Source organism: Bacillus manliponensis (assembly GCF_000712595.1).
GTDB classification, from domain to species: domain Bacteria; phylum Bacillota; class Bacilli; order Bacillales; family Bacillaceae_G; genus Bacillus_A; species Bacillus_A manliponensis.
The window spans coordinates 1-21,663 of the sequence record NZ_JOTN01000005.1 but is presented as its reverse complement, the minus strand read 5'-3'; the positions used below and the strand labels follow the sequence as shown (position 1 = coordinate 21,663).

The following is a 21,663-nucleotide window of genomic DNA, read 5'->3' as shown; positions in this document are numbered from 1 at the left end:
TTCATAAAAACCTTCACATGTAGTATGTAATGAGATTATCTCATGGGTTATTTCCAAATAGTATGAAGGAAATATTTAATGCCTACTTTTTTTAAATAAAGGAAGTAAAAAAGAACAATAGTTCTGTTTTTTCTAAAAATATGATAAAATCACTTTAATCTTATATATGAGGTGATTTTCTTGAATGAACTTGATATCTTCATTTTGAATTTTGAGGAAGTTAGAAGACGAAGTATAAAAGTATGGACATCTATTCCAAGTGACAAGTTAAATTGGAAACCTGATAGTAAAGCATTAAGCTGTGCAGAAATGATAAGACACGTATTAGAGTCAGAATTCTTTTATCATCAAATCCTCATCGGCAAAGGTAGTGCAGCTATATCTAACATAGTCAATCCGTTTGAAAAGAAAGTATTTACCACTGTTGAAGAAGATTTAAATTTCGCAGCACCTTATCGTAAAGAATTCTTACAGTATATCAAAACGATTCAAGAGGATGATCTATCAAACATAAAAATAGATCGTTCGGATGTAGGCTATGTTAGGACATTAGGCGATATGTTATTACGAATTGCCTATCACGAGTCGATTCATACAGGACAACTGTTAGACTATATGAGAACGATGAAAATCGAACGACCCGATATATGGGATTAAGAAACAAAAAATTTTTTATGCTTGTGTAAGCTCATTACATATTGATTAAATACAGGAGACGAATGATGAAAAACGAATTTACTAATAAGGCAAAGGAATATGCGATTGGTAGACCGACTTATCCAGAAGAAATTATAAATAAACTGAAAGAACTGGGAATTGGAGAACAATCTATAATTGCAGACATTGGTGCAGGAACAGGACTGCTTACTCAGATGTTATGCAAATTAGGTTGTAGTGTTTTAGCAATTGAACCAAATTTAGATATGCTAAATGAATGCAAGCGATATTGCTCGACTAATACAAACATTGAATATATACATGCACCCGCTGAAAGAACGCACTTAAAAGATCATAGTGTAGATATCATTACGATTGCACAGGCGTTTCACTGGTTTGATAAACAACTATGCAAAACAGAATTTCAACGAATTCTGAAAAAAAATGGCTATGTTATTATTTTATGGAACGATATGCAGGCTGACAGTGAATTCACACAAGAATATATTAATACTGTCTACAAATATAAAGTTAAGACAACCGCTGGAATTTCTAACTTTGACCCCGATAAAGAGAAATTTAACTTTTTCGGAAAAGATTATATAAAACTATATTATGATAATTGGCAACCTGTTACGGTGGAAGGCGTTATAGGAAGTGCGCTATCATTATCCTATACACCTTCAAATTTAGATAGTAATTATGATGAATTTGTTCAAGAACTTCACAACCTATTCTTGAGACATCAAAAAAACGGAAAAGTCACTTTTCATTACAAAACAGAAGTATGTATTTGTCAATTTATATAGTAAAAATAAGGGGCCAATTCAATAGAATTAGCCCCTTCCTTCACTTCTCCAACTCAATTACAATCTCACCTAACTGAGCATAACCACCACTCGGCTGGAACAGTGGTGAATATCCTGCTCCATAGCTATTACTCGTCCTAACATGAGGTGTCACAATCAATTTTGTAGCATTGTCGTTAATCTTTCCAAATGTTTTACTTAATTTCATATAAGAAGATGGCTCACCTACTCCCCCATCACCTTCACCAATGTAATTATTCCCCAAATCATCTTTAATTGTTATGTCTACATATGGTTCGCCCCATATGTTTGTAGCAGCTTCAGAAAACTCTAGTTTATAATCCAAAATAAACGATATCGGCGAAATTGATAATTTTTCAATTGTTACTTTCACACCAGCTTCTTCTGTACTACGATTCACTAGTTGTGCTTTCTGATCCACTGCGTCTTCTGCTAACCCTTTGTCATTTACAATTAAATAAGCAGTTCGATATGCTTTTTGTATGTATGGTTGCATAAGCCTATTAAACGCATCTTTCTCTCCTTGTTTCACCGCTTGAATTAACTGCGATTCTTCCAACTGCGTTCCTCCTTATTTTTCATTCTATATACTTATTACCACAAAACGGGAAAACGGTTCATTTTTGACGAATATTTTTATCCACTCCCTAATCTACCAAAAAATAATATGATTTCTATTTTTTGACTTATAATCAATTCTAATATAAAATATTCATAATAATCAGAAATTAAAATCAAGAGGTGAAGGAATGAACAAACAACATGCAGTACAGAAAAAAGCATTAATAGCAAGTCTTATTGGTAGCTCCATTGAATGGTTTGATTTTTTCTTATATGGAACAGCTGCCGCTCTTGTGTTTAACAAATTATTTTTTGTAAATGAAGATCCACTTGTCGCTCTCATGCTTTCTTATCTTTCCTTTGGTATTCCTTTTTTCATCCGTCCACTTGGTGGAATTATTTTTAGTCATATTGGTGATAAAATTGGAAGAAAGAAAACACTTGTCTTAACCCTTTCACTTATGGGAGGTGCAACTGTTTGTATCGGTCTACTACCTTCCTATGAATCTATCGGTGTATTAGCACCTATTCTGCTCATTCTATTACGAATTATACAAGGACTTGGCATTGGCGGTGAATGGGGTGGCGCTCTCCTACTAGCTGTAGAATATGCACCAAAGAATCGAAAAGGCTTCTTCGGAAGTATTCCACAAATGGGAATTACAATTGGTATGTTACTTGGAACTTCTTCTATTTCATTGATGACGATGATTGCAGGTGATCATTTCACAACTTGGGGATGGCGTGTACCTTTTATCCTAAGTGCGATTTTAGTATTTTTGGGATTATGGATTCGAAATGGTCTTGATGAAACACCTGACTTCCAAAAAGCAAAAGAAAGCGGAACGATTGCAAAGCTCCCGATTGCAGAAACATTACGTCATCACTGGAAATCGGTATTAATCGCAACAGGTGCAAAAGTGGCAGAAACAGCTCCTTTTTATATTTTCTCAACATTTATCGTTGCTTACGGAACAACTGCACTTAATGTTCCAAATACAACGATACTGAACGCTGTTACAATCGCAACGCTCATTGCTACTATTATGATTCCTGTTATGGGTAGAATCTCAGATACAGTAGGCAGAAAAAGAATGTACATATGGGGGACCATTTCAATACTGTTATATGCAGTTCCATATTTTATTTTATTAAATCAAGGTACAACCCTCTCCATCATTCTTGCAACTGTAATTGGACTAGGTATTTTATGGGCTCCTGTAACAGCTGTATTAGGTACATTATTCTCTGAGATTTTTGCAACGAACATTCGTTATACGGGCGTTACACTTGGCTATCAACTCGGAGCAGCATTAGCTGGTGGTACAGCTCCAATGATTGCCGCATACTTAATGAATGTGTACGACAACTCATGGGTTCCTGTCGCTATATATATTATCGCTACATGCTGCATTTCTTTAATTGCGATTGCATTTGTTTCAACAAAACAAATTGCACAAGACGTAAACCAAAAAATTGAAGCTTAAATTATAAGGAGGCAGTTTAAAATGATTCATATTACCGAGGAAATGGTGAAGGAAATATATTCAATGAAAGAGTGTATACACGATGTTGAACAAGCTTTTCAATATTATGTTGATAACAAAGTCACAACACCTGTAAGACTTAATGTACACCACTCCAAAGAAGGTGCTAATTCTTTATATATGCCTTCTTATGTAGAACCGATTGAATTTGCATCAACAAAAATCGTAAGTATCTTCCCAGAAAATACGCAACAAGGAAAAAAATCATTACAAAGCTTAATTGTCCTAAGCGAAACAAATAGTGGTGACCACGTTGCTACGATTGAAGCTTCTTATTTAACAACACTACGAACAGGGGCAATGAGCGGAATCGCAACAAAACATTTCGCCCGCCAAGATGCAAATACTTGTGCTATCATTGGCTGTGGTGCACAAGCACTTGGTCAAATTCAAGCGGTTATGGAAGTTTGTAATCTTACTCGTATTCTATTAATAAATCGTACATCTGCAAAAGCATATGAACTGAAAAATCAACTACACGAACTATATCCAAATTGGCTTGGTTCTATCGAAATTATTCCTTCAGCTGATGAAGCTGCTAAGCAAAGTGATATTATCATTTGTAGTACAACCTCTACTACACCTGTATTTGATGGAAAGCTATTAAAACAAGGAACACACATTAACGCAATTGGCTCCTATCAACCGCACATGCAAGAACTTGATGTTACAACATTGCAGCGTAGCGATAAAGTCATTGTTGATACGTTAGAAGGAGCACAACATGAAGCTGGTGATTTTCTTGTTGCCATAAATGAAAAGCAATGGGACTTTTCCAACGTATACTGTGAGCTTGGTGATGTTATTACTGGGGTGAAAGAAGGACGAACAGATGCAGAGGAAATCACCCTGTTTAAATCTGTTGGGGTTGCGTTTTTAGATACGGTTGTGGCGAGTGCTATTTATGAGAAGGTTGTTGGGAAGTTGTCTGTGAAGTAGGATGAGAATAGATGAAAATGGGAAAATCATCTCTGCTTTCCCATCAGAATAAATTTTTTTTAGTATAAAGGAGTACAATAGTAATGAAATATCCATATAGCTTTGAAGTACTTACCAACGGAGAATTAGTTATGAGGCTTCCTCAAGAAATTAAACTTATTGAGACTTTTTTAGGCGTTGAAGTTTCTGCGTTTGGAGATTGGATTTTAGAAGAAATACATAGTGTTTTAAATGGGAAAGAAAATTACGTAGTAGTAAATGGAAACATTTGCGGTTTAAAAATTCGGAAAGATACAACTACCGTCCTAGACAATTTAGCTGAAGATGGTAAGGGCGAATTTTGTGAGATAGAAACAGTTGAATTATTACATTTAATTCATATTTGGCTAGATAAACAGAAAGAGTTTAAGAAAGAGAAAAATAAAGAATTATAATAATTTAAATGGCTGACTTCTAGATGAGGTCAGCTTTATTTATTACCTCACATCTCTCCCACTATCTTACGTTTTACTCCCATTTTTCCTAGACAATTATTAGTGAAATCGAGTACGTATATCCGAACCAATGCAAATACCTTATGGCAGGTCTAAAAGCGTAAAATCTGCCGAAGATACTGTCGCTTTCAACCCTCAAAGTGACTTTTTGATACGCGGATTTTAGACCCGCCTGGCGGGCATATCTACCGTAGACCTCTCCCTTTCCGCCCAAAAAGAAACTAAATATCAACAAAAAATAAATAAAATATGATAAATATTTATTGAAAAACAATAAATATCGTGTTAATATCAATTTGAAAAATAAATCGATAAGGATGAAAAAGATGAAAAAATCATTATTAGTTGGACTCTCTACAATTATTTTAATTATTATGGGCTTTTTTGCTTATATCACATTAACAACTACAGATCCTTTAAGTGAGGAAGAGTTTCCAAAAACTCAGGAAAAGGCAAAGAAAACCGCTATTGAATATTTTAAAAAGGAAAAACAGTTAAAGGTTATTATTACTGAAGTTGGAGTGGTAGGAGAATTAGGATATAAAGTTTGGATCGAAGGACACGAGCTGAATAATAAACAAAAAAAGATTGATGCAATTATAGATGTTGCAAATGAAAAGAAATATAAAGTAATTAGTACTAATGTCGATTAAATATAACCGATTACGTACACTTAGGAGTACTTGGATTAATATGATTTATCATAAACCCTGTCCATAAAATAAAAAGCGCTATCCTATTTGTGAAAATATACAGAAAGGATGGCGCTTTTCTATGAATCTATCTTTCTCAGAGAAACTACGATTATTTTAACTTAAGAAATTACACAGACATCGACTCAAAACTGAGTCCATCTAAAGCGTTTGAGAGGTCACGCGGAAAGATCATTCACTTGCTGAAAGTGCGTCTAGAGTCTAGAAATGTTTAGCACTAAAAATACGTTTCCTCATTCTATTTTCAAATGGAACATTCAATATGCTGAAGAAATGAACGTAGTTATTTTACCTAGTCGTTGGGAAGAAGATGTTGTACCTGCTTATCGTGGTCATGATCCACAGCAAATAATAAACGAACAAATGGTAAATAAATGTGATATTCTTATAGGTGTTTTCGGGACACTACTCCAATATTAATAAGTACTCGTAATGATTGCTTATTTTTTAATTACCACTGTATCAACTAGAAGTTTACTTCCTTGAAAAAATATCTATTATCGCTCCTATTATCCCAGGCACAAGAAGAATGATGCCAAAAAGGACAGTAAATACATTGAATTGCGGTGCTTCATAAAAGACGAACCATTCACTGAAAATAGCAGATTCGGTAATTCTTTCGAATAACTTCCCATCACCATCTTTTAAGTTAGGTGCCCAACCGATTGTTTCTATTGCAATGAAGATTAACTGTAGCAATAAAAACGTCCCAATAAAAAGAACCCACGTTTTCTTGAAAAAAGGAATTGTATCTTTTTGCTTATCAGCCAAATAACACCGCCTCCTTTGCTTTCAATATACACTAAATAACATTACAAACAGTTTACTAATACTTATATTATTAAATTGCTTGACTCATGAAATGATTCGAAAATCATGCTTTTGATTTCAATTTAATTTGGGAAGACAATAAAACCCATGACTTTACTCATAGTAAACTCGTTTGTCCGAATAAGGTCATACCCATCAATTTGACGGATTGGTTGATGACATATGTCACAGGTTACTTCTCTTTTTCATCTCGTGCAACAGATGCACAAGATAAAAAAGAGAAATTACCTTATACAAAAAAATAATGACCGCCAGTAATTCTGACAGTCATTATTTATAGGTTCATTATTCACCTGTTTCTGCAAATCGTTGAATGCGTGCTCCAATTTCATCACGAACTCGTTGGAACTCAGCCCATTCTTTTCCTGCCGGATCGTCAAATCCCCAATGTACACGTTTTACATGTGAAGGTGTTGTCGGACATACATCATTCGCATGACCACAAAGTGTGACAATTAAATCTGCTTTGTTTAAAATATCGTTATCAATGATATCCGATGTTTGGTCATTAATATCGATACCCACTTCTTTCATCGCTTTGATTGCGTTCGGATTTACTCCATGCGCTTCAATTCCCGCAGATAAGACATTCCATTTGTCTCCTAAATATTTCTTTCCCCATGCTTCCGCCATTTGACTACGGCAAGAGTTACCTGTGCATAAAAAATAAATCGTTTTTTTATTTTCCATAATGTATTCTCCTTTTGTTGTTTAAATTAAACGGTATGTTCTGCAAAGTATTTGCGTTTAAACCAAAGTGCTACGTTAACTAATGCAATCATCACAGGTACTTCAACAAGTGGACCGATTACCGCAGCAAAAGCCGCACCTGAATGAATACCGAATACTCCTACTGCTACCGCTATTGCTAACTCGAAGTTATTGCTACCCGCCGTGAAAGCAAGAGTAGTAGTTACTGGATAACTTGCACCGATTTTTTTACCCATATAAAATGAGACAAAGAACATTACAACAAAGTAAATAAGTAGTGGGATTGCGATACGGACAACATCAAACGGTACACTTACAATAGCTTCTCCTTTTAAAGAGAACATCACGATGATTGTAAATAATAAGGCTACTAATGTCAGTGGACTGATTTTCGGAATAAATACTTTTTCATACCATTCGCGTCCTTTTATCTTCACGAAAACTAAGCGTGTTAATATCCCAGCAATAAACGGAATCCCTAAGTAAATAAAGACTGATTTTGCTACTTCTACCATCGTAATGTCTACAATAGCACCCTCAATTCCTAACCACTCGGGAATAACCGTTACAAATACATAAGCATATATCGGGAAAAATATCATTTGGAAAACTGAATTAAACGCAACTAAACCGGCAGCATACTCAGAATCCCCATTTGCAAGGTCATTCCACACGATCACCATTGCAATACATCGTGCTAAACCAATCATTATTAATCCGACCATGTATTCAGGTTTATCAGGTAAAAAGATGATTGCTAATACAAACATTAATACCGGTCCAATTAGCCAGTTTTGTACAAGTGATAATATTAATACTTGTACGTCCTTAAACACACGTCCCATCTCTTCATAGCGAACCTTCGCTAGTGGCGGATACAACATAACGATTAAGCCAATCGCCAATGGGATAGATGTTGTACCGAATTGTAGACTATTCAAGCCACTTGTAAACCTCGGAAATAACGTACCTATGCCGATTCCTACAATCATAGCTAAGAAGATCCAAAGCGTTAAGTATCGATCTAAAAATGATAGTCTCTTCATGAATTACTCCTTTCACACTAACAGCAAGAATTTATCGTTTCTCCATTCGGAACCGTACAACAAGATGTAGATTCTATCTTATGGACATCGCTGTCAGCCTTTGTATAGAAAAATTCCCATTCGTTTCCGTCGGGGTCTGTGATCCAAAACTTGTCTTGCACCGCATAACAACATGTTGTATTCATCTCGTCGCGTGCAAAAAATCCCTCTTTTTCTAATCTCTTCTTATGAATCGCTATTTCTTCCTCATTTTCTACTTGAAACCCAAAGTGATTTACTTGATTGCCGGCTACTTCATCGCGGACATTTAATGTGAAATTAAGCCCTGGGACTTCCAATAAAAACTTTGCATAATCATTTTTTACTTTAACCGGATTTACTCCAAATACTTTTTTATAGAAATCCATAGACTTTTCTAAATTCGTTACATTGATTCCCACATGAACATATTTCATTATAAATTTCCCCCTTAATTGTATGTAGCATTAATCAAAAAAAATTGATTTATAGGTTGAAAAAACTAGCAGCAACTTCCTCTGCCCGTTTTTCTAAAAATGCAGCAAAGCTCTTCCGACAATAAACCGTTTACTTCATCATCATTTAAATCATAGTAACTCCAAGTACCTTGTGTTTCTTTTACAATTAAATTTGCATCTAATAGAATCTTTAAATGATAAGAAAGTTTGGATTGAGTCATTCCAAATACTCCTGTTAAATCACATACACACGTTTTCCCTCTTTGACAAAGCTCATACATGATTTCCAATCTCTTTTGATCTGCAAGGGCTTTAAATTTCTTTTCATATTGCTCGAATTGTTGTTTCATATCATTCATCATTTATAACCCCATTCATCAATTTTTTTTGATGTTTTTATTATATGCGCTACAACTTATCCAACGCAACCATTAAATCAATTTTTTTTGATTAATATATTCCCTCCTTCTCATCCACAAGAAACATTCAATTCTGTAACATAGGCTATTAGGGATTCATGGAATCAAGAAGTTGTAAATGGAGATTGGAATAGCAGAGCTAAATAGTTTGGAAATATGAGTATGCAAGCCTTGTTCATGGTTGTAGGAACAAAAGGGGTAGATAAAATTTCAAAAGTAAGTAAACTTTCAAAGGTAAGTAAACTTTCAAAGGTGGATGAACCTTCAAAAATTAATGAAAGTGTAAACTTCATAAAAAGTGTAAAAAACGTATTGAATGCCTAGATTCAGCCTCAGATTACGCCCTCCACCTCTTTCACAAATTTAGAAGCAGTTTCCCAATCAAGCTTTTACAAGCTATTAATACGAGGTAAAAGTAAAAATGTATACAAGTGAAAATTCTAATTTTTCACTCTAAACACATATCGAGATATTTTAGATGTTACTTATTACCATAAGAAAGGATGATATTTATGTCGTGTAAACTAACAAAGGTAGAACTACTTAAGCTTGTAAAGAATATCTATAACCTTGATTTACCGGAGGAAAAACATACTGAATATGTTTATCAGTTTAATAATATTGGTCTATGTTATCCATCTCCCAGTGACTTAATCTTTTGGCATGATGTAGAATTAACTCCCGAAGAAGTAGTAGAGATCGTGTGGAACTATAAAAAAGATGAAGAAATTACAAATTAATTATCATATCTATAAAAAATATCCCTCCAATTGTTAGTTAAACTAATCGAGCTTTTACGGTCTGTGTATCTCTCACCTAAACTTCTCTGAATCCTCTAAGTTTTTGAGGTGGGGGTCTCACAGCGCGTTAATGCAGGATAAAAAGAACAAAAAAGGAAGATCTTCTTTCTTAGAAAATCTTCCTTTTCATATCCGATATAACAACCCAGCGTTCCCCAGGTTATCAATACTATTTAAAAAGCTTTTTAAGTAAGTTCAATTTGTTAGTATTGTACGGTGGGAACAAAACATTTATATCTATTTTCGTCGTTTTCTTCATAATGCTCTTATCATGCGAGAAAAGATCGAAACTATATTTCCCATGATAAGCACCTATTCCCGAACTACCAACTCCGCCAAACGGTAAGTACGGATTCGCAAGGTGTAAAATTGTATCGTTTACACAACCTCCACCAAAGGAAACACTATTTAACACTTCTTTTTCACAGTTTTTATCTTCTGTGAACACATATAACGCTAATGGCTTCGGTTGATTATTAATCGTCTGAATTGCTGTTTTTAACTCGTCATATTCTAAAATTGGTAAAATAGGTCCAAAGATTTCATCTAACATCGCTGCATCTGACCAAGATTTCGCTTCTAATAAAGTAGGTTCTATATATAAATTTTCTTTTACTGAGTTTCCACCAAATATTATGTTCTCTTTATCCTGCTCAATAATAGCAGTTAATCGGTCAAACTGGCGTTCATTCACGATACGACCGTAATCTTTACTATGCATAGGGTTTTCCCCATAATAGTTACCAATGACTTCCTTCATTTTTGAAATGAATTCTGCTTTCACTTTTGAATGTACCATGATGTAATCTGGCGCAACACAAGTTTGACCTGTATTTAAAAATTTCCCCCAAACAATTCTTTTAGCTGCTATATCTAAATTTGCAGTTTCATCGACAATTACTGGGCTTTTCCCCCCAAGTTCTAACGTTACTGGAACTAGGTTTTTCGCAGCAGCTTCCATAACGATTTTTCCTACCTGCACACTTCCTGTGAAGAAAATATAATCAAAAGGTGCATTTATAAGTAAAGATGTTATTTCTCTTTCCCCTTCAACGACACGGATATAGCTCTTATCAAATATCTCGCTAATCATTTCATTAATTACAGACGTTATATTTGGTGTATTTTCAGAAGGTTTCAGTACCGCACAGTTCCCAGCAGCAATTGCTCCAATAAGAGGTTCAATAATTAAATTAAAAGGATAGTTATAAGGTCCAACAATTAACACTGTTCCATAAGGCTCTTTCATAATATGACTTTTAGATGGCCATAGTGTGATAGGTGTCTTTACTTTTTGCGGTTTCATCCATTTTTTTAGACGTTTCATTGTGTTTTTAATGCTATCTAACACGATACCTACTTCTGTTAAATATGTTTCGAATTCACTTTTCCCTAAATCGTTCTGCAGAGCTATCGTTATTTTTTTCTCATAACGCTGAATGCCCTCTTTTAACTTCCTTAACTGTTCTAGACGAAACTCTAAAGTTCTTGTCGCCCCTTGATCAAAGAATTGTTTATGCTCTTGAAGAATTTGATTAATATGTACTTCCTCTATTTGCTTCATTTTCATACACTCCTCACCACAAATAATTAGCTATTAAGCTCTGAATCTTATTATTAAACGTTTAAACATTTGGACATATAATGATTTATAAAGACCTCTAGATTACTCTAAAGGCACTCATCTTCCATTAGAGACAGCAATTTTTTCAAAGACTGTACCGCATTTTCTAATGATAAGGAATAATATCGTTCTGTTCCACGTTTTTCGACTGTTACTAATCCTTGATCCCTTAATAATTTTAAATGATGTGAAATGGCTGGGCGAGATAAACTCGATTGCGCTGTTATATCACTAACCGTTAAAGGATTCTTTTCACTAAGTAAAAGAATGATATCTTGACGATGCGGGTCACATAACAATTGAAAAAATGGAATACATGTACGGAATTGATCTAATGCTTGTTTTCCCATAGTATATCCTTTCTAAACTACCGTTAATGAAACGTTTAAACTTTTAAACCTTTTGTTGTACATTTATTCTAATACCTTCTCCTTTTATCGTCAATACATAGATAATCAATATTTCTCGAACATCTTCATGTCGTTATTCTTACTACAAGAAAAAAGGGTTTTATAGCCCTATACCGAAGTTAATTCATAAACAAAAAATACATGATAAAAAGGAGTTTTTCTATTGAAACAAGCCTTACTTATTATTGATGTTCAACAAGAGTTAGTTGAAGGGAATCATGAAGAAAAAAGTGTATTTGATAAAGAAGGATTATTAGAACGCATTAATTTAGTTATCAATACAGCGTTACAAGCAGAAGCTCTTATCGTGTTTGTCAGAGATAAAGATGTCGCTGAAGGAAATAGCCCAGGATTTGAAATACACCCAAAAGTAAATGTTCCATCTTCAGCAACAATCTTTGATAAAGAAGCTACTAATTCTTTTTATGGCACACCATTATTGAGCTTTTTACAGGATAATGAAGTGAATCACCTTGTCATTATGGGATGCAAAACAGAGCATTGTATTGACACAGCGGTTCGTACTGCAACAGTTAATCACTTTGACGTCACTTTAGTTGGTGATGGACATTCCACAACAGATAATACGGTTTTATCGGCCAAACAAATTATAAGCCATCACAATGCTATACTCCACGGGCATTATAATGTTGATAATTTTTCCGTCGTTCGAAATGCTGAGGAAGATTTATTTCAGCCCATTCATAACAACTACCGATAGAGAAGTAAAAAGTGGCGAGTCCTTATATACTGAAAGGACTCGCCACCACTATTTTACACTTAATTTTTCTTTTGCTTTTTTAGGAAGCTCGTCCTTTTTCATTTCCTCCCAAGCTAATACACCTTTACCATTATGATATACACGTAGGAACGCTTCTTTTCGAAGATTCTTACTCGCATCAAATTCCATAACCTTCTCTTTACCATTTTCATCAAATCCAGCTAATTCATATTCATAACGTGTGTATCGTTTTCCGTCTTCTGCTTTTGTCTCTACTTCTTTGCCATCCACATCAATTTGTACATAATATTGATCTTTCCCTACTCGATTCGGGTCAAAATCGGAAGAATTACAGCCTACTAACATTGTCATAAAAACAACTAAAACACTAAAAATTGCGATATATCGTTTCATCTTGTTCACCTCATGTGTAACCTTATGTCGAAATCATATTCTTTTTTCCCTTAAAATGAAATTCAAAAACATGACCAAAAGATTACACTTTTGTAAGGTAATGCAAGAAGCCATCCGCATCGACCTATAATCGATAGATGACTTCAAATTTGATTATTCTTGTAAATAATCATTATATTTTACTTTACTTATACTCCAACCATTCTTCAAACGTCATCATTTCAAAATCCTCTTCTACATCAATCCGAAGGGGTGTAATTAATTCCAATAAATTACCGTCTGGGTCATAAAAATAAATTGCGGCATGAGCTTGTGGGTTATTTGGTAATACAAGTGGCTGACGGCTCTCATCAAAACCAAAAGATGTACGAACAGCAATTCCTTTTTCATTCAGCCACTTTTTCGCATATAACATATCTTTTTTTTCCACATAAAAAGCTATATGTCGTAAGGATGGATGGTATGGCAAGTCCACCTGCTCAGTTTCCCATAGACCAATCCAGCTTTTCCCCTTCTCGATCCAAAAAAACACTAATTTTTCTCGTTTATGTGCAATCTCTAATCCCAATCCTTCGTAAAATACAATCGCATTTTCTAAATTCCGCACAGGTAAATGCACCTCATATAACCCTTTAATCATCTATGATACCCCCTTTAATCTCCCCCACTATTAATATATTGTTATGAGATTAAAATTCCCTACAAAATAAGTATGAGGTGCATCCATCTTTAGTACTAGAGTTACAATAATTTTATTAAGCAATTTAACTAATACTTTGTTCCAAAAACACCATTAGATTATCATCTATGTATAAGGAAGAATTTCTACAAGGGCTCCGTTATTTTTGGGAACTTGGAGAATTACGTGTTTTTATTTTTACAGGAATCAACATGTTGATATGTATTCCAATGGGCTTAATTCCTGTGTTAGCAAACACAGAGCAGGAATATGACCTTTGGATGACAGCCATATCCGTTGGAACATTATCTGGAAGTTTGGTGTCAGGGAAACTGGTCAATTATAGTTTGAAACATATTTTTGTTACTGTCACTCTTCTTGGTGGGAGTACTTGGTTGGCTTCATATTGGCTATTATCCATTTTCCTTATTACAACACTTACTTTATTTTCTTTGTCATGGTTTATGATTAGAATAATGGACGTACAATTTCAGACCTTGTTGCAAAGTAGAATTAAGAGTGCATACTTGGGAAGAGTTTTAAACAATTCAGGGTTCAATGGCACCTGTAGGCTATCCACTAGGTGGCGTTTTATCGGATTATATTCATATTTAGTTGGTTTTGTTATCCTACTGTTAGCAGGAAGGTATTTTACGCGGAGTCTATTCTTATACAATGCTCAGAAAGAGAAACTATCAGAAAAACAAACGCTTTAAACTTTTCTTTTTTTATAACTTCTAACACCTGACTCGTAACTAAAAAATGAAAGAAGCTCCAACAATTCGGGTTTCTTTCGTTTTTATAAGGATAAACATCTTAATTTCATTGATGTAATACTTTAGTTATCAACTTAAATCTGCTACTCTCTATAATCCTGAGGATAATTTTTTTGTACAAAAATTTCATTTGGGGGTACTTCAAAATATTAGCTTGATGGGCATGTGGCGGTATTCCTAATTAGAAATCCTCTCTATTAGTTGAGAAATAAATTAACTACTCATCCAAAAATAAAATTAGTTGTACAATGAATTTGTATCTATTCCATGTAGGGATAGTACCACATAGCTATCAAATTAATGAGTTTACTGTTCCCAAAATATGAGCTGCATTCATAAAAATTGCATTTTGGGCATGCTTCACGATTTTAGTTTGATGGGCATGGCGAGATTTATATTATTTTAAAGGAGGACTATTAAATGTCTGATCTCTATTCTCGTCTTTCAAAAGATGATGCTGCCGTTCTTTTAGTAGATCATCAAACAGGTCTTATTTCTGGTTTAGTGCGTGACTATGGTGTTGATGAATTCAAGAACAATGTTATGGCTCTTGCTAACACCGCTAAGTTTTTTGATTTACCAGTTATTTTAACAACTAGCTTTGAAAATGGACCTAATGGCCCACTCATGCAAGAGTTGACTGAGCTTTTCCCTAGTGCGCCCAAAGTAGCTAGACCTGGACAAATCAACGCATGGGACAATGAAGAATTTGTTAGAGCTATTGAAAAAACAGGTAAAAAACAAGTGATTATTGCTGGTGTCGTTACTGATGTTTGTGTTGCATTCCCAGCACTATCGGCTATAAACGCAGGCTATGAGGTGTTTGTAGTAACTGATGCATCAGGGACTTTTAATAAACAAGTCGCAGACGCTGCTCTTATGCGTATGGCTCATGGAGGCGTCCAATTAATGAACTGGTTTAGTGTTGCATGTGAATTACAACGCGACTGGCGGAATGATGTTGAAGGATTTGGAAACTTAATCTCTAAGCATCTTCCTGGTTATGAAAATATTATTGGAACATATAGGGCAGCTCAAAGGGAGTTTAGTAAATAAATAGATAACATAATTGATTAACAAAAAAGCTTTGGGAATATCCCAAAAGCTTTTTTGTTAATTAGATTTTATATACAAAGATGATCCCCTTTCCTTGCAGGTCTATAATTGCAAATAAGAAAATAATGACGATACAGATACAGAAGAAGATGATGATGTAGAATAAACTACAGAACAATAGGGATTGCAATACAGCTTCACTTCAAGCACTCTTTTGAGAGTTTTTTATTTTTAGGGAGCCGTCAACCAAATTCAACTAAATATTCAATGTACTATTTAAATTTTTAAGATTTACTGATGAGTACTGATACTGGTAAACCGTTATAGGATACTGGTATGGATAAACTAAAGTTGTAGGGATAGAGGTTAATAGGGATTGCACTAATAGGATTGTGTATATAAGCAGGTGAAGCATGTATGAAAGGCATGGTAGAAATGTCAGGTGCTACAACATGGTCTCTTGCAGAAAAGAGATTCATAATACAACCACTCCTAAAACGTTTTTTAACATTAAAAGGACTAGAAAAATAAAATTTTTCACTAAGGGTAGACATGTTATATGAATAATATATGGTACGGTTAGGATGAATTGTTATAAGCGAACAAGCCTTTTTTATGTTTGAGCACATTTTTATGAAAGTGAACTACCCACCACTTAGTAGATCTTTCGTATAATCAAAGAAGGAGGGATAACATGAGCAACATTATTAATCTCGAAGAAAAGCGAAAAGAAAAGAACGGTACAGTCACAATACCAATCATTGAGCGTATTTATGTAGAACAAGGAGAAATCAGAGCTGATGTGGTTGGGGAACAAGAAGTACCGAAAACTATGATAGATAAAGTGAAACTTTAATCAGTGGAGGTTTTCTCCATCCCCCACTGATTATCAGCCCGACCAATCGGGCTTTTACGTGCTGTTTATCTCCCACCTAAACTTCTTCACTTCCCTCAAGCTTCGAGGTGGGAGTCTTACAGCCCGTTAATGCGAGATAAATTTAATTTCATATGAGATCTTTTCTTCCTAATACAATTTGACCTCTTATTGTTTGTTGAACGTATTGCCAGCCCTTTGGAATTCTCCATAACATATCATTCTCTTTACCAATAACTCTATTTTTTTCCATTGCAACGATTAAAGAGATTTTCAAAATACTACCTCCTCTTAAAAATAAAGTTGGTATGTAACTGTTACATACCAACTTCACTTTTTTCATAAATAGCCATCACTATTTCTTTCCTCGGAAAATCCAGCCGCTTTAAACTGCTCACATATCCCTCAAACTCATATCGTACAAATTGTTGCTTTATTCGATACCCATTCTTATCTATTTCAATAATACCGTAACGAGCATGCGGACGGTTATAACAACCAAGTGAGCCCGGATTGTAAAATATTGCACTACCATTAGAAAAATGATGTATGTCATGGTCATGACCAAAACAGATGAGTGAAGTGTTTTTCAAATTGTTCATACAAACAAAATTTCTTGCAGAAGGCATACCAGTTAAATCGAATGGATCTTCGCTAATATGTGCCCTCCTACGCTCTAAACTCATTGGGTAATGTGTGAAATATAACGTTTTCTCATACACTTTAAGTGTTACATGCCTTGGCAACTCTTCTAATTTCGCTATATTTTCTTTCTCAATTCTACTTGCAATCCATTCATGGTGCGGGATAACTCGCACTCTACTGTTCGGATATGGTTCATGATTTATAAGTGCTAAAACTGCTTCATCATGGTTTCCCGTAATCATTGAAATGTTTTCTAACTTAAATAAGGTTGATAATACTTCATTTTCAAACGGTCCTATCCTAATCATATCTCCAAGACAATATATGTGATCAACTGCTTTTTCTTTTAAATCATACAATACAGCATGCAAAGCATGGGCATTTCCATGTATGTCAGTTATAACTGCAATTCGGTACATGTCCCCCCTCCTCAAACCATACCTAACTATATGTATCTACTTCTTCTCCACACTTTCCAAAAACTCTCGAACCTCTCTTGAAGACCGAAAAATAATAATCTCTTTCTCCCCTGACAATTCTTCAAGTTTCTTTAAAATTCCTGGTTTCTTTGTTTTTGGATATCCCCAGATCCATTGTAAAAACTGTAAAGAGAATCTCTCTTCACAACCTTCTCCCATATCAGGTCTCGTTTGATTTCGGTATTGTAAAACGCGTTTTACAGCACGAGATATGCATATCATTCTCGGAATATCTAAAAATATAATTGTATCTGCTGCTTGTAACCTAATATCCATCGTCCCGCTATAGTTCCCATCGAAAATCCATTCTTCCTTCTTTACTAATTCATACTGCACACGCCTTTGCTCTTCTTTTGGTGTTTCCACCCAATTTGGCTTCCAAAAGAGGGCATCAAGGTGATATACATTCATATGTAACGTTTCACCTAAATGCTTTGCTAAAGTGGATTTACCTGAACCACCGGAACCGATAATTGCGATTTTCTTCATATATCCTCCCTCAGCCCTGGAATAATCGATTCAGGGAAACAAACGATATCACAACTTTTGTTAGCTGCCTCTCTCATCATTTCCTTTACAATATGAACCCCTTCTAACGCAGACTTCGGAAACCGTACTTGTCCTAATCCAATTCTCATTCTTTCATCCCCTCTTTAATATTAAAAGAAAATTCCCACTTTACAGTATACTATTTTCGCCATACTGTTTATATAAAAAGAAAAAGCTTAATAAAAAATGCGATAAAAACTTTCTAAATATTTAAAATAAATTGAAAACAAATATCGAAACAAGTAAAATATAAACGTTATCTTCCTTCTTTTGTCAGTCAGATAGAATAAAAGAATTGGAGAGGAATACATGAAAAAATCTTTCAAAAGAAAAGTAGTAAGTACTTTACTTGCTCTGTCACTCACTATGGGCTTAGCACCACTTGGACAGGCAAAAGCTGATTCCTCACCGGGAGTCGTACAGTCTTCCTCAATTGTAAATCAAGTAGATGCGAATCGTGCAATTGATCATGTTCGTTTTCTATCAGAAACAATTGGGCCTCGTCCTGGTGGAACAGCGGCAGAGCAACAAGCATCTCAATATGTTGGGACGCAATTAAAAGCAATGGGCTATGAAGTAGAATATCAGCCTTTTACTGTATCTGATCAATACTTAGGGTTCATCGATTCACCACTGTCTCAATCAAAAACTTGGCAAGCAGGAGCTGCAGCAAATGCACTTATTTCAAAAGAAGCCGTTACAGCACCTGTAATTTTTGTTCAGAATGGAACAAGACTAAGTGATATTCCAAATGACGCAAAAGGAAAAATTGTTTTATTTGAAAAAGCTGCGACACAAGCAAGCTATAATAGGCAAGTTGAAAACGCTGTAGCAAAAGGGGCAAAAGGCGTTCTTTTATATAGTTTAATTGACAGCCGTGGAAATCATGGATCAGCTTTTAATCCTTATTTAACAAAAAAACAATCCATTCCTGTATTTGGTCTTGCTTATTCACAAGGGAATGCACTTAAACAAGAATTAGCTCAAAAAGGAAGTGTCGCTCTTTCTTTAACAGCAAGACATGAAGCAAACTTACAATCTTTCAATGTAATCGCCAAAAAGAAACCAAAGAATAGTACTGGTAATGAAAAAGCTGTTATTGTAGGCGCTCATTATGATAGTGTTATCGGTGCACCAGGGGCGAATGATAATGCGTCTGGAACAGGATTATTATTAGAATTAGCACGTGTATTTCAAAATGTAGAAACGGATAAAGAAATCCGTTTCGTCGCTTTTGGCGCTGAAGAAATGGGACTGATTGGTTCTAAACACTACGTTAACAAATTATCGCAAACAGAACGAAACCGTATTTTAGGTGTATTTAACGCCGATATGGTTGCTTCAAGTTATGATAAAGCAAAAAACCTATATGCAATGACTACAGATGGCTCTCCTAACCTTGTATCAAATGCGGCTTTACAAGCTGGAAAACAATTAAATAATCCGCTTGTCTTGCATGGGAAATTTGGTTCCAGTGATCATGTACCATTTTCTTCAGTTGGCATTCCTTCCGCATTATTTATTTGGATGGGAGTAGATAGCTGGGTTCCACTTGTCTATCATATTGAAAAGGTATACCATACACCGCAAGATAATATACTCGAAAACATTTCAGCAGAAAGAATGAAAATGGCATTAGAAGTAATTGGAACTGGTGTCTATAATGTTCTCCAAAATGCTACTATACAAAAAGAACAAGAAGCTGCTTAAACATAAGGGAAGACCACCATTTTCATGGGGGTCTTCCCTTATTTATTAACTATATTACATGCTTACAACTTCACCCGCTGAAGCCTTAGTGCATTCAGCACAACCGATACAGAACTAAACGCCATTGCTGCTCCTGCTAACCATGGTGCAAGGAAACCAGCTGCTGCAATTGGAATACCTAATGTGTTGTAAATTAATGCCCAAAATAAGTTTTGTTTAATGTTGCGCATCGTTTTCTTACTCATAAAGATGGCATCTGCAATGCTTCGTAAATCACCGCGCATAAGTGTTACATCGGCAGCTTCCATTGCTACGTCTGTACCTGTTCCCATCGCCATACCGATGTCAGCAACTGCAAGAGCCGGCGCATCGTTAATGCCGTCACCAACCATTGCGACATGTTTTCCTTCTACTTGGAACTTTTTCACTTCATTCGCTTTATCTTCTGGCAATACTCCCGCGCGAACGTGATCAATTCCTACTTGTTTTGCAATTGCATGTGCTGTTCTTTCATTGTCACCTGTAATCATAACAACTTGAATGCCCATTTCTTTTAATTTCGAAACTGCTTCTTTTGATGTTTCTTTAATTGTATCTGCAACTGCAACAACTCCAGCATATGCGCCGTCAATACCAACTAACATTGCTGTTTTCCCTTCGTTTTCAAGCTGTTCCATAAAGGAATAAGCGTGCGTTGCTTTCACATGATATTTCTCCATTAACTTCCTTGTACCAATAACAATTTCATGCTCTTCCATAACTGCTCGTATGCCGTAGCCAGGTATCGCTTCGAACTCTGTCGTATTCCCTAATGTAATACCTTTTTGTTTCACACCTTCAACAATTGCTTCTGCAAGTGGATGTTCTGAATTTCTTTCAGCACTTCCGACAAAATATAAAAATTGTTCTTCATCAATATTTTCTACTGATACATCTGTTAGTTCTGGTTTTCCTTTTGTAACTGTACCTGTTTTATCAACTAACACTGTATTAATTTTTTGAGTACCTTCTAAATGCTCTCCGCCTTTAAATAAAATGCCGTATTCAGCAGCACGCCCAGATCCAGCCATAATTGATGTTGGCGTCGCAAGCCCTAACGCACACGGACAAGCAATAACAAGAACAGCAATTAACTTTTCTAAAGCACTCGCAAAGTTACCAGGCTCAACAATTGTAAACCAAACGATAAAAGTAACAATTGCAATCCCAACAACAATTGGAACGAAAATACCAGAAATCACATCTGCTACTCGCTGAATTGGTGCTTTTGATCCTTGTGCATCTTCAACAACTTTAATAATTTGCGCAAGCGCTGTATCTTTTCCAACCTTTTTCGCTTCTACTTTTAAAGAACCATTTTTATTTACAGTGGCCCCAATGACTTCATCACCAATTTGTTTTTCAACGGGGATACTTTCCCCAGTTAACATCGATTCATCAACCGCTGATGCTCCCTCTATTACGATACCATCTACAGGTATTTTCTCACCTGGTTTTACAATTACGATATCACCTGTAACAACTTCTTCTAATGGAATGCTCATTTCTTGATCATTTCGAATAACTGTCGCTGTCTTTGCTTGTAATCCCATTAATTTTTTAATTGCTTCTGATGACTTCCCTTTTGCGAGTGACTCAAATAACTTACCAAGTAAAATTAATGTAATTAGAACCGCACTTGTTTCAAAATATAAACCAACTG

General features: G+C 35.1%; 27 protein-coding genes and 1 pseudogene. 13 read left to right on the top strand and 15 right to left on the bottom strand.

Annotated features, from left to right (window positions below; translation table 11 throughout):
- Nucleotides 1-180: 180 nt before the first annotated feature.
- Together BAMA_RS07600 and BAMA_RS07595 are read left to right on the top strand one after the other, a co-directional pair.
- Complete coding sequence (locus BAMA_RS07600; protein ID WP_034637932.1) at nucleotides 181-657, top strand: DinB family protein; 477 nt, start codon at nucleotides 181-183, stop codon at nucleotides 655-657.
- 65 nt (nucleotides 658-722) lie between these two features.
- Nucleotides 723-1,466: a class I SAM-dependent methyltransferase gene (locus BAMA_RS07595; RefSeq protein WP_051758890.1), complete on the top strand. Its 744-nt coding sequence runs from the start codon at nucleotides 723-725 to the stop codon at nucleotides 1,464-1,466.
- Between the two features lie 40 nt (nucleotides 1,467-1,506).
- On the opposite strand, the gene BAMA_RS24725 is transcribed toward BAMA_RS07595, so the two are convergent.
- Nucleotides 1,507-2,046 (bottom strand): DUF5643 domain-containing protein, encoded by a 540-nt coding sequence (locus BAMA_RS24725; RefSeq protein ID WP_034637928.1) that lies wholly within the window; start codon nucleotides 2,044-2,046, stop codon nucleotides 1,507-1,509.
- 190 nt (nucleotides 2,047-2,236) lie between these two features.
- On the opposite strand from BAMA_RS24725, the gene BAMA_RS07585 reads away from it, so the two are divergent.
- The 5 genes from BAMA_RS07585 to BAMA_RS07565 all read left to right on the top strand — a co-directional run bounded on the left by BAMA_RS07585 (nucleotide 2,237) and on the right by BAMA_RS07565 (nucleotide 6,161).
- Entirely contained in the window at nucleotides 2,237-3,535 is a 1,299-nt protein-coding gene (locus BAMA_RS07585) for an MFS transporter (RefSeq protein ID WP_034637927.1), read from the top strand.
- 21 nt (nucleotides 3,536-3,556) lie between these two features.
- Entirely contained in the window at nucleotides 3,557-4,534 is a 978-nt protein-coding gene (locus BAMA_RS07580; protein WP_034637924.1) for an ornithine cyclodeaminase family protein, read from the top strand.
- Nucleotides 4,535-4,617: 83 nt separating this feature from the next.
- Nucleotides 4,618-4,968 (top strand): hypothetical protein, encoded by a 351-nt coding sequence (locus BAMA_RS07575; protein ID WP_034637923.1) that lies wholly within the window; start codon nucleotides 4,618-4,620, stop codon nucleotides 4,966-4,968.
- A 386-nt stretch (nucleotides 4,969-5,354) separates the two neighbouring features.
- The gene (locus BAMA_RS07570) at nucleotides 5,355-5,681 is read left to right on the top strand and encodes a hypothetical protein (RefSeq protein WP_034637921.1); all 327 of its coding nucleotides are present in this window, start codon (nucleotides 5,355-5,357) and stop codon (nucleotides 5,679-5,681) included.
- Between the two features lie 267 nt (nucleotides 5,682-5,948).
- Nucleotides 5,949-6,161, top strand: a complete 213-nt coding sequence (locus BAMA_RS07565) for a hypothetical protein (RefSeq protein ID WP_034637919.1) — start codon at nucleotides 5,949-5,951, stop codon at nucleotides 6,159-6,161.
- Between the two features lie 54 nt (nucleotides 6,162-6,215).
- Here BAMA_RS07565 and BAMA_RS07560 read toward each other — a convergent pair whose 3' ends face one another.
- The 5 genes from BAMA_RS07560 to arsR form a co-directional block, all read right to left on the bottom strand.
- Nucleotides 6,216-6,512: a YfzA family protein gene (locus tag BAMA_RS07560; RefSeq protein WP_034637918.1), complete on the bottom strand. Its 297-nt coding sequence runs from the start codon at nucleotides 6,510-6,512 to the stop codon at nucleotides 6,216-6,218.
- A gap of 345 nt (nucleotides 6,513-6,857) precedes the next feature.
- Nucleotides 6,858-7,262: an arsenate reductase (thioredoxin) gene (gene arsC, locus BAMA_RS07555; protein WP_034637917.1), complete on the bottom strand. Its 405-nt coding sequence runs from the start codon at nucleotides 7,260-7,262 to the stop codon at nucleotides 6,858-6,860.
- A 26-nt stretch (nucleotides 7,263-7,288) separates the two neighbouring features.
- Nucleotides 7,289-8,329 carry an ACR3 family arsenite efflux transporter gene (gene arsB / locus BAMA_RS07550; protein WP_034637915.1) on the bottom strand — a complete coding sequence of 347 codons (1,041 nt, stop codon included), beginning with the start codon at nucleotides 8,327-8,329 and terminating at the stop codon, nucleotides 7,289-7,291.
- A 17-nt stretch (nucleotides 8,330-8,346) separates the two neighbouring features.
- Nucleotides 8,347-8,784 carry an ArsI/CadI family heavy metal resistance metalloenzyme gene (locus tag BAMA_RS07545; protein ID WP_034637913.1) on the bottom strand — a complete coding sequence of 146 codons (438 nt, stop codon included), beginning with the start codon at nucleotides 8,782-8,784 and terminating at the stop codon, nucleotides 8,347-8,349.
- A 65-nt stretch (nucleotides 8,785-8,849) separates the two neighbouring features.
- On the bottom strand, nucleotides 8,850-9,155 hold the full coding sequence (arsR, locus tag BAMA_RS07540; protein WP_415782905.1) for an arsenical resistance operon transcriptional regulator ArsR: 306 nt from the start codon (nucleotides 9,153-9,155) through the stop codon (nucleotides 8,850-8,852).
- A 581-nt stretch (nucleotides 9,156-9,736) separates the two neighbouring features.
- Between arsR and BAMA_RS07535 the strand changes: the two genes are divergently transcribed.
- Nucleotides 9,737-9,964: a bacteriocin immunity protein gene (locus BAMA_RS07535; protein WP_034637909.1), complete on the top strand. Its 228-nt coding sequence runs from the start codon at nucleotides 9,737-9,739 to the stop codon at nucleotides 9,962-9,964.
- Between the two features lie 229 nt (nucleotides 9,965-10,193).
- Here the strand turns inward: BAMA_RS07535 and BAMA_RS07530 are convergent, their stop codons facing one another.
- A complete protein-coding gene (locus tag BAMA_RS07530; protein WP_084157931.1) occupies nucleotides 10,194-11,594 on the bottom strand; it encodes an aldehyde dehydrogenase in 1,401 nt (466 codons plus the stop codon).
- Between the two features lie 101 nt (nucleotides 11,595-11,695).
- Nucleotides 11,696-11,998 carry an ArsR/SmtB family transcription factor gene (locus tag BAMA_RS07525; protein WP_034637904.1) on the bottom strand — a complete coding sequence of 101 codons (303 nt, stop codon included), beginning with the start codon at nucleotides 11,996-11,998 and terminating at the stop codon, nucleotides 11,696-11,698.
- A 223-nt stretch (nucleotides 11,999-12,221) separates the two neighbouring features.
- Between BAMA_RS07525 and BAMA_RS07520 the strand changes: the two genes are divergently transcribed.
- On the top strand, nucleotides 12,222-12,779 hold the full coding sequence (locus BAMA_RS07520; protein WP_034637901.1) for a cysteine hydrolase family protein: 558 nt from the start codon (nucleotides 12,222-12,224) through the stop codon (nucleotides 12,777-12,779).
- A 48-nt stretch (nucleotides 12,780-12,827) separates the two neighbouring features.
- Here the strand turns inward: BAMA_RS07520 and BAMA_RS07515 are convergent, their stop codons facing one another.
- Together BAMA_RS07515 and BAMA_RS07510 are read right to left on the bottom strand one after the other, a co-directional pair.
- Entirely contained in the window at nucleotides 12,828-13,193 is a 366-nt protein-coding gene (locus BAMA_RS07515) for a YxeA family protein (protein WP_034637899.1), read from the bottom strand.
- Between the two features lie 184 nt (nucleotides 13,194-13,377).
- Nucleotides 13,378-13,833, bottom strand: a complete 456-nt coding sequence (locus tag BAMA_RS07510; protein ID WP_034637896.1) for a VOC family protein — start codon at nucleotides 13,831-13,833, stop codon at nucleotides 13,378-13,380.
- Nucleotides 13,834-14,000: 167 nt separating this feature from the next.
- Between BAMA_RS07510 and BAMA_RS25140 the strand changes: the two genes are divergently transcribed.
- From BAMA_RS25140 to BAMA_RS24870, 3 genes are all read left to right on the top strand, one after another.
- On the top strand, nucleotides 14,001-14,588 hold the full coding sequence (locus tag BAMA_RS25140; RefSeq protein ID WP_235184431.1) for an MFS transporter: 588 nt from the start codon (nucleotides 14,001-14,003) through the stop codon (nucleotides 14,586-14,588).
- A 480-nt stretch (nucleotides 14,589-15,068) separates the two neighbouring features.
- Nucleotides 15,069-15,704 (top strand): isochorismate family cysteine hydrolase YcaC, encoded by a 636-nt coding sequence (gene ycaC / locus BAMA_RS07500; protein WP_034637893.1) that lies wholly within the window; start codon nucleotides 15,069-15,071, stop codon nucleotides 15,702-15,704.
- A 694-nt stretch (nucleotides 15,705-16,398) separates the two neighbouring features.
- Nucleotides 16,399-16,560 (top strand): hypothetical protein, encoded by a 162-nt coding sequence (locus BAMA_RS24870; protein ID WP_200874666.1) that lies wholly within the window; start codon nucleotides 16,399-16,401, stop codon nucleotides 16,558-16,560.
- A 154-nt stretch (nucleotides 16,561-16,714) separates the two neighbouring features.
- Here the strand turns inward: BAMA_RS24870 and BAMA_RS23875 are convergent.
- The 4 genes and pseudogenes from BAMA_RS23875 to BAMA_RS24450 all read right to left on the bottom strand — a co-directional run.
- Nucleotides 16,715-16,855, bottom strand: a pseudogene (locus BAMA_RS23875) (dihydrofolate reductase); the annotation flags it as partial.
- A 40-nt stretch (nucleotides 16,856-16,895) separates the two neighbouring features.
- A complete protein-coding gene (locus tag BAMA_RS07495; protein ID WP_034637892.1) occupies nucleotides 16,896-17,642 on the bottom strand; it encodes a metallophosphoesterase family protein in 747 nt (248 codons plus the stop codon).
- A 36-nt stretch (nucleotides 17,643-17,678) separates the two neighbouring features.
- Nucleotides 17,679-18,191, bottom strand: a complete 513-nt coding sequence (locus BAMA_RS07490) for a DNA topology modulation protein (protein WP_034637889.1) — start codon at nucleotides 18,189-18,191, stop codon at nucleotides 17,679-17,681.
- Nucleotides 18,188-18,340, bottom strand: a complete 153-nt coding sequence (locus BAMA_RS24450) for a hypothetical protein (RefSeq protein ID WP_157405965.1) — start codon at nucleotides 18,338-18,340, stop codon at nucleotides 18,188-18,190. Before BAMA_RS24450 ends, BAMA_RS07490 begins: the two co-directional genes overlap by 4 nt.
- Before the next feature lie 220 nt (nucleotides 18,341-18,560).
- Between BAMA_RS24450 and BAMA_RS07485 the strand changes: the two genes are divergently transcribed.
- On the top strand, nucleotides 18,561-19,961 hold the full coding sequence (locus tag BAMA_RS07485; RefSeq protein ID WP_034637886.1) for a M28 family peptidase: 1,401 nt from the start codon (nucleotides 18,561-18,563) through the stop codon (nucleotides 19,959-19,961).
- 62 nt (nucleotides 19,962-20,023) lie between these two features.
- Here the strand turns inward: BAMA_RS07485 and BAMA_RS07480 are convergent.
- A partial coding sequence (locus tag BAMA_RS07480; RefSeq protein ID WP_034637883.1) for a copper-translocating P-type ATPase occupies nucleotides 20,024-21,663 on the bottom strand: 1,640 nt, incomplete at its 5' end.

Coding starts and splice junctions, on each gene's coding strand:
- BAMA_RS07595 (WP_051758890.1), top strand. CDS start 723: ATGAAAAACGAATTTACTAATAAGGCAAAGGAATATGCGATTGGTAGA.
- BAMA_RS07585 (WP_034637927.1), top strand. CDS start 2,237: ATGAACAAACAACATGCAGTACAGAAAAAAGCATTAATAGCAAGTCTT.
- BAMA_RS07580 (WP_034637924.1), top strand. CDS start 3,557: ATGATTCATATTACCGAGGAAATGGTGAAGGAAATATATTCAATGAAA.
- BAMA_RS07575 (WP_034637923.1), top strand. CDS start 4,618: ATGAAATATCCATATAGCTTTGAAGTACTTACCAACGGAGAATTAGTT.
- BAMA_RS07570 (WP_034637921.1), top strand. CDS start 5,355: ATGAAAAAATCATTATTAGTTGGACTCTCTACAATTATTTTAATTATT.
- BAMA_RS07565 (WP_034637919.1), top strand. CDS start 5,949: ATGTTTAGCACTAAAAATACGTTTCCTCATTCTATTTTCAAATGGAAC.
- arsC (WP_034637917.1), bottom strand. CDS start 7,262: ATGGAAAATAAAAAAACGATTTATTTTTTATGCACAGGTAACTCTTGC.
- arsB (WP_034637915.1), bottom strand. CDS start 8,329: ATGAAGAGACTATCATTTTTAGATCGATACTTAACGCTTTGGATCTTC.
- BAMA_RS07545 (WP_034637913.1), bottom strand. CDS start 8,784: ATGAAATATGTTCATGTGGGAATCAATGTAACGAATTTAGAAAAGTCT.
- arsR (WP_415782905.1), bottom strand. CDS start 9,155: ATGAAACAACAATTCGAGCAATATGAAAAGAAATTTAAAGCCCTTGCA.
- BAMA_RS07535 (WP_034637909.1), top strand. CDS start 9,737: ATGTCGTGTAAACTAACAAAGGTAGAACTACTTAAGCTTGTAAAGAAT.
- BAMA_RS07530 (WP_084157931.1), bottom strand. CDS start 11,594: ATGAAAATGAAGCAAATAGAGGAAGTACATATTAATCAAATTCTTCAA.
- BAMA_RS07525 (WP_034637904.1), bottom strand. CDS start 11,998: ATGGGAAAACAAGCATTAGATCAATTCCGTACATGTATTCCATTTTTT.
- BAMA_RS07515 (WP_034637899.1), bottom strand. CDS start 13,193: ATGAAACGATATATCGCAATTTTTAGTGTTTTAGTTGTTTTTATGACA.
- BAMA_RS07510 (WP_034637896.1), bottom strand. CDS start 13,833: ATGATTAAAGGGTTATATGAGGTGCATTTACCTGTGCGGAATTTAGAA.
- BAMA_RS25140 (WP_235184431.1), top strand. CDS start 14,001: ATGTATAAGGAAGAATTTCTACAAGGGCTCCGTTATTTTTGGGAACTT.
- ycaC (WP_034637893.1), top strand. CDS start 15,069: ATGTCTGATCTCTATTCTCGTCTTTCAAAAGATGATGCTGCCGTTCTT.
- BAMA_RS24870 (WP_200874666.1), top strand. CDS start 16,399: ATGAGCAACATTATTAATCTCGAAGAAAAGCGAAAAGAAAAGAACGGT.
- BAMA_RS07495 (WP_034637892.1), bottom strand. CDS start 17,642: ATGTACCGAATTGCAGTTATAACTGACATACATGGAAATGCCCATGCT.
- BAMA_RS07490 (WP_034637889.1), bottom strand. CDS start 18,191: ATGAAGAAAATCGCAATTATCGGTTCCGGTGGTTCAGGTAAATCCACT.
- BAMA_RS24450 (WP_157405965.1), bottom strand. CDS start 18,340: ATGAGAATTGGATTAGGACAAGTACGGTTTCCGAAGTCTGCGTTAGAA.
- BAMA_RS07485 (WP_034637886.1), top strand. CDS start 18,561: ATGAAAAAATCTTTCAAAAGAAAAGTAGTAAGTACTTTACTTGCTCTG.